Genomic DNA, 16,229 nt, shown 5'->3' with positions numbered 1-16,229 from the left:
AAGGGCCGCGTGCTCTTCCTTGAGTGGGAGGGCGGCGGTCTTTTTTTGGTTTTGCGGGAGTTAGGGGCTATGGACGCAGCAGCAAGGTGAAGGGACACGATGCTATTCCGCCAGCGTTGGGAAAGCTAACGGAAGCTGCAGCCCTTATTTCCTCCATAACCGTCCTCGAAAAATTCTAACGGCGGCCGGCGCCGCTATTTGGGGAGCAGGGGAGCGTTTGGAGTCATTAGGGCTCAAATAAGGGTACTGGCTTCCGTTAGAATCCCAAAATACCGCTTTTCGGCAAAATAGGGGCGCTCACTTCCGTTAAAATTCCCACGGCCATGCGGCCATCGCAGAAATGAAAAATGGCGGGCGCAGATGTGCTTGCTCTGGGTGTTTATGGAAGAAATCTGATGCCGATTGGCACATATCGGAAATAATGGCGGTATATCAGGCTTTTTCCCCCATTTAGCATCCGATTTTTTCTGTTTGGTTTATCGTGGCTTCCCGGTTAGCTTCGGCTTTTGGCCTATCGGCTAGCCTTTGGAAACATGTAAATTGCCCGGCGCCTTCCGGCTGTTGTATTCTGCATTCGAGGAGCTTTACGAAGCGGTGAGCCGCCCAAACGGATGACAGCATCCTGCGGGTAAGCGCTTTAGTGAAGCACACGCATCTATCCATGCGAAGGGGGATTTACAAGAATGGCAAAGCAAAATTGGATGAAGAAAGCACAAGGCGGCGCGGTAATGGTGACAGCGGCAGGATTGCTTCTGGCCGGCTGCGGCAGCAATGATTCAAACGCAACCAACAGCACAAGCCCCACTGCAGGCGCTTCTGCAACCGCCGCATCGACGGCGCCGTCCGCTGCGGTAAGAGGCAAAATTACGGCTACCGTCTACGACCGCAACAACATTCCTCCCCAAGAAGGCAATTGGGACAAAAACCGCTGGACGGAGTGGATCAACAAGAACGGCCCTGTGGATGTGCAATATGTTACGGTTCCCCGCTGGGAATCCCTGCAGAAGCTGAACACCCTGTTTGCCAGCAACAGCGCTCCCGACCTTATTCTGGAATATGATACCGGCTACCGTAATCTGTGGTACAGCCAAAAGCTGCTGGCGCCCATTGACGATATGGTGGAGAAATACAGCACCACCTATAAGGATCTGATGAAGCAGTTCCCCCAATTGAAGAAGCTCGGGACCAAGGATGACGGCAAGTTGTATGAAATCGGCAAGGTTTCGAGGCTGGTGTCCGGCCATGCTATCTTTATCCGTCAGGACTGGCTGGATAAGCTGAAGCTGTCCACTCCCAAAACTGCCGACGAGCTGTTCACTGTGGCCAAAGCCTTTACCGAGCAGGACCCGGACGGCAACGGCAAGAAGGATACCTTCGGTGTGAACCTGAGCGGCAATGCCTTCTCCATCATTGGCCACATGTTCGGGTACGGGGAAGTGGCCTGGCGGGTGGACGGAAATAACTTTATTCACGAGTGGGACCGACTGGCCGCCTCTGTAGACTTCCAAAAGAAGTTGTTTGACGCCGGTATCGTTGATAAGGACTTCCTAGCGGACAAGAATGGTGAAAAGGCCAAGCAGGATTTCCTGAGCGGCAAGCTGGGCATCTATCTGTACCAAGGCAGTCTTGACACCAGCATCGGAGAAAAGGATTATGACACCCTTAAGCAAAATGCTCCGGACATGAAGCTGGCGATTCTTCCCCTTCCGTCTACCCAATACGGACAATTCAGTCCTGTTATCTCCAGCCCAATCCAGATGGTGGGCATTGTGAATGCCAAGGCCAAGGATCAAAAAGCGGTTATGGAATATATCGATTTTATGATTAAGCCCGATGTTTCCCTTACTGTTTCCAAAGGGCTGGAGGGTGTTCACTGGAAGCGCAACAGCGATGGCGTGCCGGAAACCATCGATGCGGAGAAGAATAAAATTGAGGCCTCGTACACCGGCGACTTGGCCATGATGAGCTCCACCCTTCTGTGGGGAAATACAACATTTAAGCCGAAAAATGATACGCAAACGGCTTTGCTGAAGCTTTCTGATGACGCCAACGCCGCGTACGTGAGCAAGGACCGCCCGATTCCTACCCTGAAGCCGGAATATCTGCCTGTGCTGCCTGCCGATCTGACCATGGTGAGCAAAAATGTGGAGCAGCAAATCAAGGACAACTGGCTGAAGGCCATTGTCAGCGGCAAGTCCTTCACGGCCCAGCAGGCGCTGGACGCCTCGAAGAAAACCTGGGAGGCCGCCGGCGGCGTCAAGGTGGATGAGTTCTATGCCAAGTGGTACAGCGCCAACAAGGATACAGCCTTCATGCTGAAGGATCTTTATGAATTCGGTGCAGAGGCGGAGAAAATGCTGAAGAAATAAAAAAAGCTTGCCCGGGGCATTCCGCGGATGGGGCCAAGTCGGCAGGGGGAGGGGAGACCTTCCGCCTGCCGGCCGGTTCTTCCGGGTGCTTCAAGCGCAGGCAGAACGGCACAGGCGTAAAGAACGGAAACGGAGTGAGTATGATGAATACGCATGGGGAAAGGGCAATACTGTCGCTGGATGCAGCGCTGGAAGAGCAGTTCCGCAAGCGGGCGCGGCATCTTCTGGAGAAACTGCCCGGGCTTGCGGTGCCGGACTGGGACCGGTCCAGAAGGAATGTTTTTCTGGTTATCGGCAGACTCGGCTTGGGGATGGATGCAGACTGGGCGATGGATAGACTGGCAGAGGTTTGCAAGGATCCCGGAGGAGAATCGATGTTTGTCCGTCACGGGCTGGTGGATTGCCTGTACCGCTTCGGCGGACAAATGAGTGAGGAGCTGGCCGGCAGCATCAAGACTTATCTTATTGCCAAGGACCATTACCGGCTGGAGGGCGGCACGGAGAATCACCGGATCATGCATGCGGCGGCAGGGTATCTGGCTGCGCAGCGCTGGCCGGATTGGAGCCTCGCGGCGGAAATCAAGGATCGGTGCGTCTCGTATCTGGAGCGCTACTTCTCACGGGTTGTCCGCTACGGGCAGGGTGAATTCGATTCCACCACATATTGTGTGTTTTACCTCACGGCTGTGGCCAGCTTGTACGATTTTTCGGAAGACCCCAGGCTTGCCAAGCAGGCGGGAATGATGATGGACTGGTATTTGGCAAACACGGCGGGGGAATGGCTGAACGGGCGCTTCACCGGAGCCCATTCCCGGGATTATCATCCCACCAATGAGCATGGAGCGGCAGAGGGCGGGATTGCTTCCTCCTGGCTGTATTTTGGCGGACGGGAACCGGACTTTTCCCTGGGAGAGCCCCATTACAGCTCCATTCTGGCCTTATCGGGCTACCGTGCCCCCGATGTGCTGGTGGCGGCGGCCCGGGAACGGGAGGTATCCTTCCTCCACCGGGAAACCCATGATGCCGCTGCGGCGGAGGAAGAGCCCCATGACGGGCATTTGACCCATCAAGCGGGCAACGGCCGCTCCAAAGGCTACGGCTATATCAGCCGCCGGGGCGTGCGCAAGGTCAACTGGGCGGCGCCGGGCTACACCCTGGGAAGCATGTGGGACGGCAGCCAGGGAGATATTGTCTGGTCGGGCCAAATGAGGCGCTGGTCCCTGGTATGGGACGCGGACGCTCACCGGAGCACCTTCTTTTTCACTCATCCTTGCCCGGATTTCGGTTATGAAACCGAGGATTATGTGGGCAAATGGCTGGGCTCATCCCCTTACGAGCAGGTGCTTCAGCACAAAGGAGCGCTTGTGGCGCTGTACTGCATTCCTTCCGGCGAAAGCTATAAGTACGGTCCCCGACAGCCCTTTGCCTCGGACCGTGATCCTTATATAGACGGGTTTATTGATCCTGCAGCGGTCCAATTGCTGGAGGAAGGGGAAGGCTGGACATTTGTTCATGGAGGCACGGTTCTGTTTGCCTTCAAAACCTTGAGCCCGTGGACCTGGACAGAGGCAGCGGGGGAAGACAGAATGCGCAGCAAAGGGCTGCGGAATGCAGTGCTTGTGGTAACGGCCGAACCCGACAGGGCGGAGCGGGACAGGCAGCAAGCCGCAGAGAGCGTCCGGATTCACTTGGAGCTGGCAGGCTTCCGCAGACGGGTTCTGGAGGAAACGGATATCCAAGCGGAGCTGGAGGGCAGCCGGCCGGCAGTTTCCTTCATCGTGCCCGGAGGGGATAAGCTGTTTATCCAATATGACGGGGCAAGGCAGGTTAATGATGAGGACGTGGATTACGAAAGCTGGCCCTTGCTGGACAACCGGCATCTTCATTCGGACCTGGGCAGCGGAGTGATGTCATGCAAGCCGGGGTGCGGCGGGATACGGTGGGACTTTACTAGCTGGGAGATTTCCGCTCCTGCAGCGGTCCCGAAAGGAGCGGAATGATGAAATCAAGCGCGAATGAAATCATACAAACCAATGCCCGCGGGGCGGTAAGCAAGAAGATCGGCATTTCCGTAAAAAGACGGGGCGGCGGACGGCTGCGGCGGAATCTGCCCCTTCTCCTGATGTTTTTGCCGGTTGCTGTTTTTTTCATTACCTTCAAATATGTTCCTATGCTGGGCAATATTATAGCCTTCAAGAATTACAATCTGGTTCAGGGGGTGCTGGGCAGCCCCTGGGCCGGTCTGGACAATTTCCGCATGATCTTCAGCAACCCCCAGACCATCCTGATCATCCGGAACACCTTTATGATCAGCCTGCTTTCTATCATCATCGGCTTTCCGTTCCCGATTCTGATTGCGGTGATGCTCAATGAGGTCAGGAAAACGTGGCTGAAGAAAACGGTGCAGACGCTTTTGTACATGCCCCACTTTTTCTCCTGGGTTATTATCGGCGGCATCGTGGTTACGCTGTTCGGCACCCAGGCCGGGGCCATCAACGCCCTGATCGTCAAGCTGGGCGGCGAGCCGATCACCTTCCTGTACCAAACCGGCTCATGGCTGGCCATTTTCTTCGGCTCGGGCATCTGGAAGGAGGCCGGCTTCAGCGCCATCATCTATTTGGCGGCAGTGGGCGGCATCGATCCCCACCTGTATGAATCCGCAGCGCTGGACGGAGCCGGCAAGCTGAAGCAAATCTGGCATGTGACCTTGCCCGGCATTCTCCCCATTATTACGCTGATGTCCATTCTGTCCATGGGACGGATCATGGAGGTTGGCTTCGATCAGGTGTACAACCTTCAGAACGCTGTTGTCTCCGATGTGTCCAATGTGATCAGCACCTACATTTTCACCATCGGCATTCAAAGCGGCCTGTACAGCATAACCACCGCTATGGGACTGTTTGAGTCGGTGATCGGCTTCACTCTGGTGCTCACCGCGAACCAGCTGGCCCGCAAATTCAACCAATCCCTGTGGTGAAAGGAGCTTACCCGCTATGAAAATGACAAGAGGCGAACGAATTTTTTATATCGTCAACAATTGTCTGCTGATTTTGGCCGCCTTGAGCTGCCTGCTTCCCCTGATGAATATCGTGTCCCTTTCCTTCAGCAGCTACGGGGCCATTGCCAGCGGAAACGTGGGCATATTCCCGGTGGAGTTTACACTGGAGTCATACGAAACCCTGATCAAGGGCACACCCATTATCCGCAGCTTCCAGAACAGTGTGATCATTACTGCGGGCGGCGTCCTGTTCAGCATGGTCTTTACCATTCTGGCCGCCTATCCGCTGGCCCGGAAGTACTTCTACGCCAGACGGTTTCTGACGCTGGCCATCGTATTCACCATGCTGATGGGGGTTCCGTTGATTCCCGGGTTTCTGGTGAATCGCGCGCTTGGCATTCTGGATACGTATTGGGCCCTGTGGCTGCCGGGATTGGTCAGCGCCTACAACATGATGGTTCTGAAATCCTTCTTTGAAAATATCCCCGAGGAGCTTTATGAGGCTGCCGAGATGGACGGCTGCAGCGAATGGCGTCTTTTGGCCCGGATCGTGCTGCCCCTGTCCCTGCCGGTGCTGGCCACTCTGACTCTTTTCTACGGCGTGGGATACTGGAATGCCTTCCAGAGCCTGCTTATTAATATCAATTCGACGGCCAAATACAACCTGTCGGTGCTGGTGCAGAGCATGGTGGCCAACCAGTCCCTGCTGCAAAGCCTGAACAATATCAGCCCGGAGGAGGCCCAACAACTGATCACACCGGAATCCATCCGGTCGGCGGGGGTTGTGGTTATGCTGGTTCCTCTTCTGCTGGTGTACCCCTTCCTGCAAAAGTATTTTGTCAAAGGGGTCATGATCGGGGCGATCAAAGGATAGGCACATCCTTTCGGAACGGCACATCTATAAGGATGTGTCTTTTTTTGCCCTCATTGCCTGCATCGATCCATTCATTCATAGAGAGCATGAATTAGGGAACACTGGAAGTGATGTCCTAATTAATTGACCAATATGTGAATAATAAATAAATAGGCAGGAGATGTGATAAAAGTCACAGAATATTGACCTATGTTTAATAGAAGATAACAAAGGATGTCAGATTTGGTTTAACAGGGTAAAGCATTGAAACGTTGAATGGATGGAGAGTGCGGACAGCATGAATTTGTTTCGGAGGAAAAGTGTTGCGACTTTGCTCGGTGCAGATCACGGGGGGCATTCCGGCAGCGTGGGGCTGAGCAAGTCGTTGGGAGCCTTTGATCTGGCGATGCTGGGTGTGGGCTGCATTATCGGTACGGGTATTTTTGTAATCACCGGCGTGGCGGCGGCGGAGCATGCCGGGCCCGCTTTGGTCTTGTCCTTTATTATTGCGGGAATTGCCTGTGTGTTCGCAGCTTTGTGCTATTCGGAGTTTGCTTCCACCGTTCCTGCGGCAGGAAGCGCTTATACTTACAGCTACGCCGCTTTTGGCGAGCTTTTGGCATGGATTTTGGGCTGGGATTTGATTTTGGAATACGGGGTGGCCGCATCCGCCGTCGCCAGCGGCTGGTCGGGTTATTTCCAGAGTCTCTTAAGCGGCTTTGGGCTGCATGTTCCCCATGCCCTTTCAAACGCCTTCGATCCGGCCAACGGCACCTACTTCGATCTTCCGGCAGCGCTGATTATTCTCCTGATCGGCTTCCTGCTCACCCGGGGCGTCAAGGAAACCGCCCGGTTCAACACCTTTATGGTTGTCATCAAAATTGCTGTGGTGCTGCTGTTTATCGTCATTGGGGTTTGGTACGTGAAACCAAGCAACTGGACTCCCTTTATGCCCTTCGGCTTCCAGGGGGTCGCTTCCGGCGCCAGCGCCATCTTCTTCGCTTACATTGGTTTTGACAGTGTATCCACAGCCGCGGAGGAGGTCCGCAATCCTCAGCGGGACATGCCGATTGGGATTATTTCGTCCCTGGCCATCTGCACGCTGCTTTATGTGGTTGTATCCCTGGTTCTGACGGGAATTGTCCCTTATACGCAGCTTAATGTCAAGAACCCTGTAGCCTTTGCCCTGGAATACATCGGCCAGGATTGGGCGGCCGGCCTGTTGTCCCTTGGCGCCATTGCCGGGATTACCACCGTGCTGCTGGTGCTGCTGTTCGGCCAATCCCGGCTGTTCTATGCCATGTCCCGGGATGGTTTGCTGCCGGGCATTCTGTCCCGCATGAACCGCAAAACCCAAACGCCGGCGGTGAGCACGTGGATGATCTGTGCAGCCGTGACGGTGATTGCAGGCTTTATCCCGTTGGGCCGCCTGGCCAGTCTGACCAGCATCGGCACGCTGTTTGCCTTCTCCGTGGTATCCCTTGGCGTATGGGTTATGCGCCGTACCCAGCCGGAGCTCCGGCGCGGCTTCCGGGTTCCCTGTGTGCCGCTGATCTCCAGCCTGAGCGTGCTCTCCTGCGGTTACCTGATGCTCCAGTTGGAGCTGTTCACCTGGGTGGCCTTCTTGGTCTGGCTGGTCATCGGCCTGTGCATCTACTTCCTTTACGGGTACCGGCACAGCACATTGAACCGGTCCTAGCGTTAACAGGCGACAACGGTTACGCAGTAACGGAACAACAAAGAGAGAGGCTGCGATGCGCCTCTCTCTTTGTTGTTGAAGCTGCCGGTACTGGCGCAGGGAGAGGATTCCGGCTCATCCCTGCCCAGTCCAAGCTACCCCAGCCGGACCTCCTCCACCTGGGCGGTGTAACCCTCGGGGGCGGCTACCCGGAGGCTAATCCCGGCAGGCGCTTCCACCCGGATGCGGATGATGCGGTTCTGCCGGTCCGCCTGCCAGGACACATCCACCCGCCCGCCGGAGGGCAGGGGCACTGCGCCGCGGGCCCAGTCCAGGGAGCCGATCTGCGGCTCCACGGCAATCCGGCTCCAGCCGTCGTTTTCCCCGCGGACTCCCAAGACATATTTGCCCAGGAAATATCCGGGTCCGGCGGACCAGGCATGGCAATGGCTGCGGGTCAGCTCCAGAGGATGCGCCCGTTCCTGCAGCGGCTTGGGATAGGTTTCCCAGCAGGTGGTGGCTTCCTCATTCACCATCTCGCTGTACCGGCTGCGCAGATCGGCGAACAGCAGATCGAAGCGGTTCAGGGCGGCCAGCGCCTCGTGGTAGAAGAAGGACATAAAGGGGCTGCCGATCTGGACAAACTCCGGCGGCGGGGACTGGATCATGTCCTCCACCCGCCGCTGCTTCTCCCCATCCGGCACACCGGCCAGGAACGCCGCCACCTGGGTCTGCATGCTGAACACGGCGGAGAAAGCCCCGTCGGTGTGGATGCAATCCACATAAGCCTGCTTCTCCTCCGCCCAGAGCCGCCGGTTGATGGCGGCCTTCAGCTCGGCCGCTTGCCGGCGCAATTCCCCGCCCGCTGCCGGGTCCGTGTAATCCGCCAGGATAGCGGCGGTTTCCAGCGCCTTGACCAAAAACATATTCTGGTGAGCCACCGTTCCGTTACGGGGCTGGTCAAGCGGCGCCCAGTCCAGGAAGTTCCAGCCCTCCATATTCAGCAGTCCATGCTCATCCAGCCGCTGCCGGTAAGCATCCAGGGTAAAACGGACATGGGGGTATATTTCCGCAGCGAAATCCGCATCTCCCGTAAACTGCACATATTCCGCACAGGCGGTAATCCAGAAGAAGGTCCAGTTGGGAATTACGCTGTTCCAGCCGCTGGGCACCTGATCCACATACAGGTCGGATTGGAAGCGGGAGCCGGGCACCAGCTTGAGACAGCGCTTCACGATATCGCTTCCGCCAAATAAATAATAGTTCACCAGCGCTTCGTTGCGTGCGTCTCCCACCCAGAAGACCTGCTCATATGCCGGGCAATCCACGAAGGTGTCCTCCATACACAGGCGGGTGGTGTGGCGGCTGATTTCCCAAATGTCGTTCAGCATCGGGTCCGAGGAATGGAAACGCCCCACCTGGGCAATGGGGTAGTTGCTTTGCAGCAGGCTTACCCGGTGCAGCCGGACCGGTCCGGAAGCGTTGCGCACCGCCACCGCCAAGTAGCGGAAGCCGCGGCGGACGGGCGAGGAGTAGCGCTGCCTGCCCTCCCGGCACACATAGCGCATGGTGTTGTCTAACTGATAGGTATGATGGCGCCAGCCGTCCTTCATATATTCAAAGCCGTAAAAATCCAGAACAGCGCCTTCCGCAGCCTCCACATCAAATTCCACATAGCCCGAATATTCCCGGCCAAAGTCGATCACCAATTCCGTATCCTCACCCGGAAAAAGCGGAACCTCGGCAGAGGATGTATTGGCAATGACCGCATTCTGCAGAGCAAGAGGCACCGGCAGGCGGGTTCTTTCCGGTGTCCAGACAAACAGCCCGAACAGATCCTCTTCGTTTACATGCTCCTTACGGAAGGGGCTGATCCACCCCTTGAATGCCTCCAAATCCCCAAGTCCGGCAATGCTCCGGGCGCGGAGATATTCGGCCGGGGCCGGGTCCCAGGCTTGGCCCTCCACCGCCTCCTCGAAGCTGCTGAAGGGACCGATGCCAATAAACGGTGTGATCCCGGTTTCTCCGCCGGCCGCCTCCAGAGGGGAAAGCAGTCGGAAAGGCTTGTCGCAATCCACTCCAAAATGAAAGCCGTGTCCATGAATGGTTCCCTGGAGCTCCATCATCAGCAGGGTATCCCCGGCCGGCAGCTCCACATCCAGATAACATTCGCCCATCGTCCGGCGGTAAGCCGACTCCTCCAGCCAACGGCCGTTCAGGCTGATGGGACCGTAGGTCCGCCCGCCGTCGGGAATGCCGATGGTGGCCTTCGCAGGACCTTCCATACGGATGACAGTGGCCAGGTAACCGGTAAACTGCACATTATTGGCATGATTTTGACTATTGGGAACAAAATGATTCCGCAGATCCAGCACGGCCCCCCATGTCCGCGGCCGCACCCGGCTTATTTCCTCCACCCGCACAGGATAAACGGGCTCCTCCGTAAGCATGGGGATTTCCCTGGGAACAAGCCCTGTCCATGGCTCCATTCCCGCAGGCCCCAATTCGTCGGCCGGCTCCCAATGATCGTCATTGTACCCGCACCCGGTCCATTCCTCATCCTGAAGCCGTGCATCAAAGGCTTCCACAAACGGCAATTGGCAGGACATCCGCGAGGTCAGGGGGTTCATGCCTTGATATATAGCGGTTTTCCAGTTCCCGTCTGTGGCCAGAATAACCTGCGGATTGCCGCGGCCGGTTTCCAATTGTACCAGCAGTCCGCCTCTGCCCCGCAAATATTGGAAGGTGGGGATTCCGTAATGATTCACCAGCACGGCAATGGCATTACGGGCTCCCGGAAGGAGAAGGCCGGTGAGATCATATTCGTCATAAGCCAGCGCAGACTGCCATGAACGGACAGGGCCCCTTCCAAGTCGGACGCCGTTCACATACAGAATGTAGCGGGAATCGGCGGTTAGCTTCAGGCTTACACGGGCGTTTGCATGGTCATGGAAAAAGCTTTTGCGGAAGCACCGCCACTCGTTGCGGGGACTTGCCTCGCTGCCGCCCCAAATCCACCGGGCTTGCCAGGCGCTAAGATTATGTTGCATGGATAGAGCCACCCTCCATCAATTTTCAATTGCATTTGCACACCCATACTATAAACTAAGAGTAGGGAAAGAAATTCGCCGATCCGGACATTTTCCAGGGTTAATCCGGACATTTATAGTGCAGGAGGGAACAGCGCCATGCAAAAAGCCAAACGTTATATTTGGACAACGCCCAGGGAGCTGTTTTTGGGGGACGGAACGGATTTGTCCATGAACCGGGTGAAGGAATCCTTCCAGCTGGAGGAGCACACCCATGAATTTATCGAATTGAACTATGTCATGGAAGGCCGAGGCTACCAGCATATTGGCGATACGGTGATGGAGGTGGCGGGGGGAGATTTGTTCTACTTGCCCTTGGGTACGTCCCATGTCTTCCGCCCGGCGGGGGCGGATGCCTCCAAAAACCGCCTCATCGTCTGCAACTGCCTGTTTGGGCCGGAGCTGCTGGAGAGCCTGGCTTCCCGGGGAGAGGAATACCGGCGGCTGCTGGCGGTTTTGGACAAGCCGAAGGACACGGGGGAGCCGGAATGGAAACATTGGAAGGACCGGAACGGGGAGATCCGCAGACTGTTTGGGGCTATGCTGGGGGATTACGTCAGCCGCAGGCAGTTTGGCAAACTGATGCTGCACACCCGCTTCGTGGAGCTGCTGGTCCAGCTGCATTGGCTGGAGGAGCAGGAAAAGGAGGGGCTGCCGGCAGCAGGACGGGATGCGCTGATGGACAATGCGGTTCTGTGGGTCCGGGAGCATGCGGATAGCCGATTGACCGCCGCACAGGCTGCAGCCGCAGCGGGATTAAGCGAGCGTCAATTCCGCCGGCGCTTTGCCGCCAGGACAGGCATGGGCTTTTTGGATTACGTCCATATGCTGCGGATTGAGCGTTGCTGTGCCAGGTTGGCTGGCTCCGGCGACCGGGTTGCCGATATTGCCGCCGAGGCGGGATTTCAGGATGTGAAATTTTTTAACCGGCTGTTCAAACGAAAAACCGGCATGACCCCCCGGCAATACAGAGCCTTCGCCGCAGAGGAGTCATAGGAATTGCCTATAGGATTCATAGTTATTATATCTTGGCGTGAGGGACTGGAAGTATGGCACAATATAAGCTACAGTAGCAATGAGAACGCAAGAACAAGGGAGTGTTCATCCATGTCGGATGCAAAGAAGATCGCGGTGATTGCCGGTGACGGTATCGGCCCGGAGGTTATTGCGGAAGCGGAAAAGGTACTGAAGCGCACAGAAGAGCTGTTCGGATACAAATTCGAACTGGAATACGGATTGTTTGGCGGTATCGCCATTGACGAGCGGGGCACTCCGCTGCCGGAGGACACTCTGGCTATCTGCCAAAAGGCGGATGCGGTGCTGCTGGGAGCTGTAGGCGGCCCCAAATGGGACACCAACCCCAAGGAGCTTCGCCCGGAAACCGGACTTCTCGGCATCCGCAAGGCATTGGGCCTGTATGCCAACATCCGGCCCGCCGTTATTTTCGACTGTCTGAAGGAAGCCTCCACCCTGAAGCCGGAGGTTCTGGAAGGAACCGACCTGATTGTGGTGCGTGAGCTTACCGGCGGCATCTATTTTGGAGACAAGCTCCGCCGCGAAGGCCCCAATGGCCAGGAAGCGGTGGACACCTGCACATACAGCGTGAAGGAAGTGGAGCGGATTGCCCGCTCGGCTTTTGAAATCGCCAAAACCCGCAAGAAGAAGGTAGCTTCTGTGGATAAGGCCAACGTGCTGGAAACCTCCCGTCTGTGGCGGGAAACGGTGATCCGCGTGGCCGCCGATTATCCCGATGTGGAGCTGGAGCATGTGCTGGTGGACAACTGCGCCATGCAGCTTCTGCGCCGGCCTTCCAGCTTCGATGTGATTGTCACCGAGAACATGTTCGGCGACATCTTAAGCGATGAAGCCGCCATGCTTACCGGCTCCATCGGCATGTTGTCATCGGCATCCCTGGGCGAAGGCAGCTTTGGCCTGTATGAGCCCATTCACGGCTCCGCGCCGGATATTGCCGGCAAGGGTGTAGCCAACCCCATCGCCACCATTCTGTCGGTTGCCCTGATGTTCCGCCTGACCTTCGGCTATCATGAAGCCGCAGCGGCGGTGGAGAAGGCGGTTAAGGAAGTTCTCGACGCCGGCCACCGCACCTGGGACATCGCCACCGACAAGAGCACAGCCATCGGCACAGGCGCCATGGGCGACCTGATTGTCACCGCCATCAAGGCATAACGCAAGGAAACTTTTACTTAAACCAAGCCCCTTCCCCCGCACTGGAGCTAGCCTCCGGAGCGGGTCTTTTTTTTGTAGCGGGTCGATCTTCCGCAACGGAACTAAACGACTCTTATGGCGGCAAAAGCGGGAGTTTGGATTTTTTACGGAACTAAAAGGCCCTTATGCCACCCTATGGCGGCGAAACTGCGGATAAATGAGGCTGCGGAGGAGGATAAGAGCTTCTCAGTTCCGCTAGAACGGGGATAAGTCGTGAAAGCTACTTTAAGAGTCGCTCAGTTCCGTTACGCTCTTCCGAAGGCATCTGCCGCCTCCCTTGCCGCCGGACTCGAAGCCCTCTCATCCCGTTGCAGCCTCTGAGCATGTTCACAGAATATTTAAATTTACTACTAATAAATAATAGATACTTGAATTGACTTTCTATTTATTGAGTGTTAGGATTTTATTTGTAAAATGTTAAATACGGCATTTCCGATACGATTCATGCGGTTATCGCCCGAAGAGCCGCGCTTTTTGCAGCGGGGCTTTCACCATAATCATCCCATATTATCAGGAGGTTTTTTATAATGGCAGAACGTTTGGTAGGCAAGGCAGCACCGGATTTTACAATGGAGACCGCCAATGGCAACGGTGACGGCTTCGGCAAGGTATCCCTGTCCGACTATAAGGGCAAATGGCTGGTTCTGTTTTTCTATCCGCTGGATTTCACCTTTGTATGTCCCACGGAAATTACCGCCATCTCTGACGCGGCGTCCAAGTTTGAAGAGCTGGACACCGAAATTCTGGGCGTCAGCATCGACAGCGTACATACCCACAAAGCATGGATCAACACTCCGCAATCCGCCAATGGCCTGGGCAAGCTGAACTTCCCGCTGGCCTCCGACATCACCAAGTCGGTATCCAAGGATTACGGCGTTTATATTGAGGAGGAAGGCATTGCACTGCGCGGCCTGTTCATCATCAATCCGGAAGGCGAGCTTCAATACCAAGTGGTTCACCATAACAATGTGGGCCGCAGCGTGGAGGAAACCCTTCGTGTGCTGGAAGCTCTGCAATCCGGCGGACTTTGCCCGGTAGGCTGGAAGAAGGGCGACAAGCACCTGGTAACCAACTGATTCGGCGGTTTTTGCCAGAAAAGACACACAGCAGCTCCGTCGCGCGGGATTTCCCTTTGCGGCGGGGCTTTTTTTCGGAATAGGAGCAGGTATGGGTTTGGTGGCCAAATATTTGCCTATTCTTATATAATGGAAGAGATAGGAGGGATAACTGCAAGAAGAAGTATGCCGCTGTATGGCGGAAGTAAGCTCACAAAAAATTTGCCAGTAGGGAGGCTTTCCATGTTATTCATCGACAATAAGGGTATTACCGATCCTGCGGTCAATCTGGCCCTGGAGGAATATGCGTTAAAGCAAATCCGCACCGGAGAGGACTTCCTGCTTTTCTATATTAACGAACCCTCCATCATTATTGGCAAAAACCAAAATACGGTAGAAGAGATCAACGCGGCTTATGTAAAAGAGCATGGCATTCATGTGGTAAGGCGGCTGTCCGGCGGCGGAGCGGTGTATCATGACCTGGGGAATCTGAATTTCAGCTTCATCACCAATGATGACGGACAATCCTTCCACAATTTCCGCAAGTTTACGGAGCCGGTGGTGCAGGCGCTCCATTCCCTTGGAGTCGATGCCCAATTGACGGGCCGCAATGATATACAAGTGGGGGAACGGAAGATTTCCGGCAATGCCCAGTTTGTTACCAAGGGGCGGATGTTCAGCCACGGCACTCTGATGCTTGCCTCGGAAATCGAGAATGTGGTGGCGGCCCTGAATGTGAGTCTGGACAAGATCAAGTCCAAGGGCGTCAAGTCCATTCGCAGCCGGGTGGCCAATATCTCGGAGTTCCTGGCAGAGCCCATAACCATGGAGGAGTTCAAGCGGAAGCTGCTGGTGTCGATTTTCGGAGGAGAGGATATTCCCGAATATACACTCTCCGAAGCAGACTGGGCGGCTGTGCGGCAGCTGGCCGATGAGCGCTATAGAAGCTGGGATTGGAACTATGGCAAGTCTCCTGCCTTCAACATCCGCAAAACCGGCAGACTGGAGGGGGTTGGCACCTTCGATGTCAGGCTGGATGTAGCCGGAGGCGTCATTGCCGGCGCCGCTATTTACGGCGACTTCTTCGGAGCGGAGGATGCGGCCGAATTTGCGGACAGGCTGCGTGGCGTCCGGTATGAGGAGGGCGCAGTGGAGAAGCTGCTGGAGGATGTGGAGCTGTCCCGCTATTTCGGCCCTATTACCCGGGAGCAGTGGCTGGGATTGATGTTTTAGTTTCCTGTATAGGGGTAAAAAAGGCATCGGATTACCCTCCGGTGTCTTTTTTGTGTGCGGGGGGAAGCAGTCCGAAGCCTGAAAGTATTCCGGCCCCTGCATGAGCTTTCCCGGAAGAAAGTCAAATATATGTCAAAATGAAAGCGATATCATGCTTTTGAACGGCGAACTGGAGAGGTAAAATGAAGGAAGATGAAGCTTTGCGGCACTGCCCCGCTTGGGCGCGGGATGGAAGATCAGCAGGCTTTTGGGCCAACTATGCCGATCATGACTGAAAAAGAGCAAATTTGATCCGTAAAGGGGAAATCCCATGTTCAATGAGATTCGCATCGGCCCGTCTTCCTGGCTCTGGACCAAAAAGCTGGCAGGCGGTAAAACGGCCGTAGGTTTGACCGAGGACGCCGCAGATGAATGCGGCCTGATCGTCCATGTGGAGCTGCCGGTGGAGGGTGATCATATCCTGGAGGGGCATCCTTGCCTCTTGATTGAGACGCTGGCGGGAGAGATTGAGCTTCCCCCTCCCGTTTCCGGGAAGGTGGTGCTGGTAAATGGGCTGGTGGAGAAAAATCCCGGGCTTCTGCATTATCAGCCCGTGGACCGCTGCTGGCTGATGGAGGTAGAGGAGCAGGAGGGGGTCTGAAGGATCGTCTCTCTGGCCGCGGGAAACCACTTCCCCCGAATGGTGATAGCGGACAACAAATGTATGCTATTGGTGCAAATCGGCCACT

11 protein-coding genes are annotated in these 16,229 nt (G+C 55.9%); 10 read left to right on the top strand and 1 reads right to left on the bottom strand.

The genetic code is table 11. From position 1 onward, the window contains the following. The first annotated feature begins 683 nt into the window (after positions 1–683). From DQG13_RS06840 to bcaP, 5 genes are all read left to right on the top strand, one after another. Positions 684–2,369, top strand: a complete 1,686-nt coding sequence (locus DQG13_RS06840; RefSeq protein ID WP_258525495.1) for an extracellular solute-binding protein — start codon at positions 684–686, stop codon at positions 2,367–2,369. A 140-nt stretch (positions 2,370–2,509) separates the two neighbouring features. Further along, complete coding sequence (locus tag DQG13_RS06835; RefSeq protein ID WP_146767114.1) at positions 2,510–4,369, top strand: hypothetical protein; 1,860 nt, start codon at positions 2,510–2,512, stop codon at positions 4,367–4,369. Next, complete coding sequence (locus DQG13_RS06830) at positions 4,369–5,346, top strand: ABC transporter permease (protein WP_113018998.1); 978 nt, start codon at positions 4,369–4,371, stop codon at positions 5,344–5,346. Before DQG13_RS06835 ends, DQG13_RS06830 begins: the two co-directional genes overlap by 1 nt. 16 nt (positions 5,347–5,362) lie before the next feature. Next, a complete protein-coding gene (locus DQG13_RS06825; RefSeq protein ID WP_113018997.1) occupies positions 5,363–6,241 on the top strand; it encodes a carbohydrate ABC transporter permease in 879 nt (292 codons plus the stop codon). Positions 6,242–6,518: 277 nt separating this feature from the next. Further along, positions 6,519–7,919 (top strand): branched-chain amino acid transporter BcaP, encoded by a 1,401-nt coding sequence (gene bcaP, locus DQG13_RS06820; protein WP_113018996.1) that lies wholly within the window; start codon positions 6,519–6,521, stop codon positions 7,917–7,919. 134 nt (positions 7,920–8,053) lie between these two features. On the opposite strand, the gene DQG13_RS06815 is transcribed toward bcaP, so the two are convergent. Then, positions 8,054–10,948: a family 78 glycoside hydrolase catalytic domain gene (locus DQG13_RS06815; RefSeq protein ID WP_113018995.1), complete on the bottom strand. Its 2,895-nt coding sequence runs from the start codon at positions 10,946–10,948 to the stop codon at positions 8,054–8,056. A 138-nt stretch (positions 10,949–11,086) separates the two neighbouring features. Between DQG13_RS06815 and DQG13_RS06810 the strand changes: the two genes are divergently transcribed. From DQG13_RS06810 to DQG13_RS06790, 5 genes are all read left to right on the top strand, one after another. Beyond that, the gene (locus DQG13_RS06810) at positions 11,087–11,983 is read left to right on the top strand and encodes a helix-turn-helix domain-containing protein (RefSeq protein WP_113018994.1); all 897 of its coding nucleotides are present in this window, start codon (positions 11,087–11,089) and stop codon (positions 11,981–11,983) included. A gap of 111 nt (positions 11,984–12,094) precedes the next feature. Further along, on the top strand, positions 12,095–13,174 hold the full coding sequence (leuB, locus tag DQG13_RS06805) for a 3-isopropylmalate dehydrogenase (RefSeq protein ID WP_113018993.1): 1,080 nt from the start codon (positions 12,095–12,097) through the stop codon (positions 13,172–13,174). A 566-nt stretch (positions 13,175–13,740) separates the two neighbouring features. Then, positions 13,741–14,289, top strand: coding sequence for a peroxiredoxin (locus DQG13_RS06800; protein ID WP_113018992.1), 549 nt, complete (start codon positions 13,741–13,743; stop codon positions 14,287–14,289). A gap of 222 nt (positions 14,290–14,511) precedes the next feature. Further along, a complete protein-coding gene (lplA, locus tag DQG13_RS06795; protein WP_113018991.1) occupies positions 14,512–15,501 on the top strand; it encodes a lipoate--protein ligase in 990 nt (329 codons plus the stop codon). Between the two features lie 310 nt (positions 15,502–15,811). After that, a complete protein-coding gene (locus DQG13_RS06790; RefSeq protein ID WP_113018990.1) occupies positions 15,812–16,141 on the top strand; it encodes a glycine cleavage system H family protein in 330 nt (109 codons plus the stop codon). The last annotated feature ends 88 nt before the right edge of the window (positions 16,142–16,229 follow it).

This window comes from Paenibacillus sp. YN15 (genome assembly GCF_003285005.1).
GTDB lineage: Bacteria > Bacillota > Bacilli > Paenibacillales > NBRC-103111 > Paenibacillus_AR.
This window is presented reverse-complemented; position numbering and strand designations above follow the sequence as displayed.

Bases quoted from the DNA above. Each gene is read 5' to 3' on its own strand.
- bcaP (WP_113018996.1), top strand. From the start codon at position 6,519: ATGAATTTGTTTCGGAGGAAAAGTGTTGCGACTTTGCTCGGTGCAGAT.
- DQG13_RS06825 (WP_113018997.1), top strand. From the start codon at position 5,363: ATGAAAATGACAAGAGGCGAACGAATTTTTTATATCGTCAACAATTGT.
- DQG13_RS06800 (WP_113018992.1), top strand. From the start codon at position 13,741: ATGGCAGAACGTTTGGTAGGCAAGGCAGCACCGGATTTTACAATGGAG.
- DQG13_RS06810 (WP_113018994.1), top strand. From the start codon at position 11,087: ATGCAAAAAGCCAAACGTTATATTTGGACAACGCCCAGGGAGCTGTTT.
- DQG13_RS06835 (WP_146767114.1), top strand. From the start codon at position 2,510: ATGATGAATACGCATGGGGAAAGGGCAATACTGTCGCTGGATGCAGCG.
- DQG13_RS06815 (WP_113018995.1), bottom strand. From the start codon at position 10,948: ATGCAACATAATCTTAGCGCCTGGCAAGCCCGGTGGATTTGGGGCGGC.
- DQG13_RS06830 (WP_113018998.1), top strand. From the start codon at position 4,369: ATGAAATCAAGCGCGAATGAAATCATACAAACCAATGCCCGCGGGGCG.
- DQG13_RS06840 (WP_258525495.1), top strand. From the start codon at position 684: ATGGCAAAGCAAAATTGGATGAAGAAAGCACAAGGCGGCGCGGTAATG.
- lplA (WP_113018991.1), top strand. From the start codon at position 14,512: ATGTTATTCATCGACAATAAGGGTATTACCGATCCTGCGGTCAATCTG.
- leuB (WP_113018993.1), top strand. From the start codon at position 12,095: ATGTCGGATGCAAAGAAGATCGCGGTGATTGCCGGTGACGGTATCGGC.
- DQG13_RS06790 (WP_113018990.1), top strand. From the start codon at position 15,812: ATGTTCAATGAGATTCGCATCGGCCCGTCTTCCTGGCTCTGGACCAAA.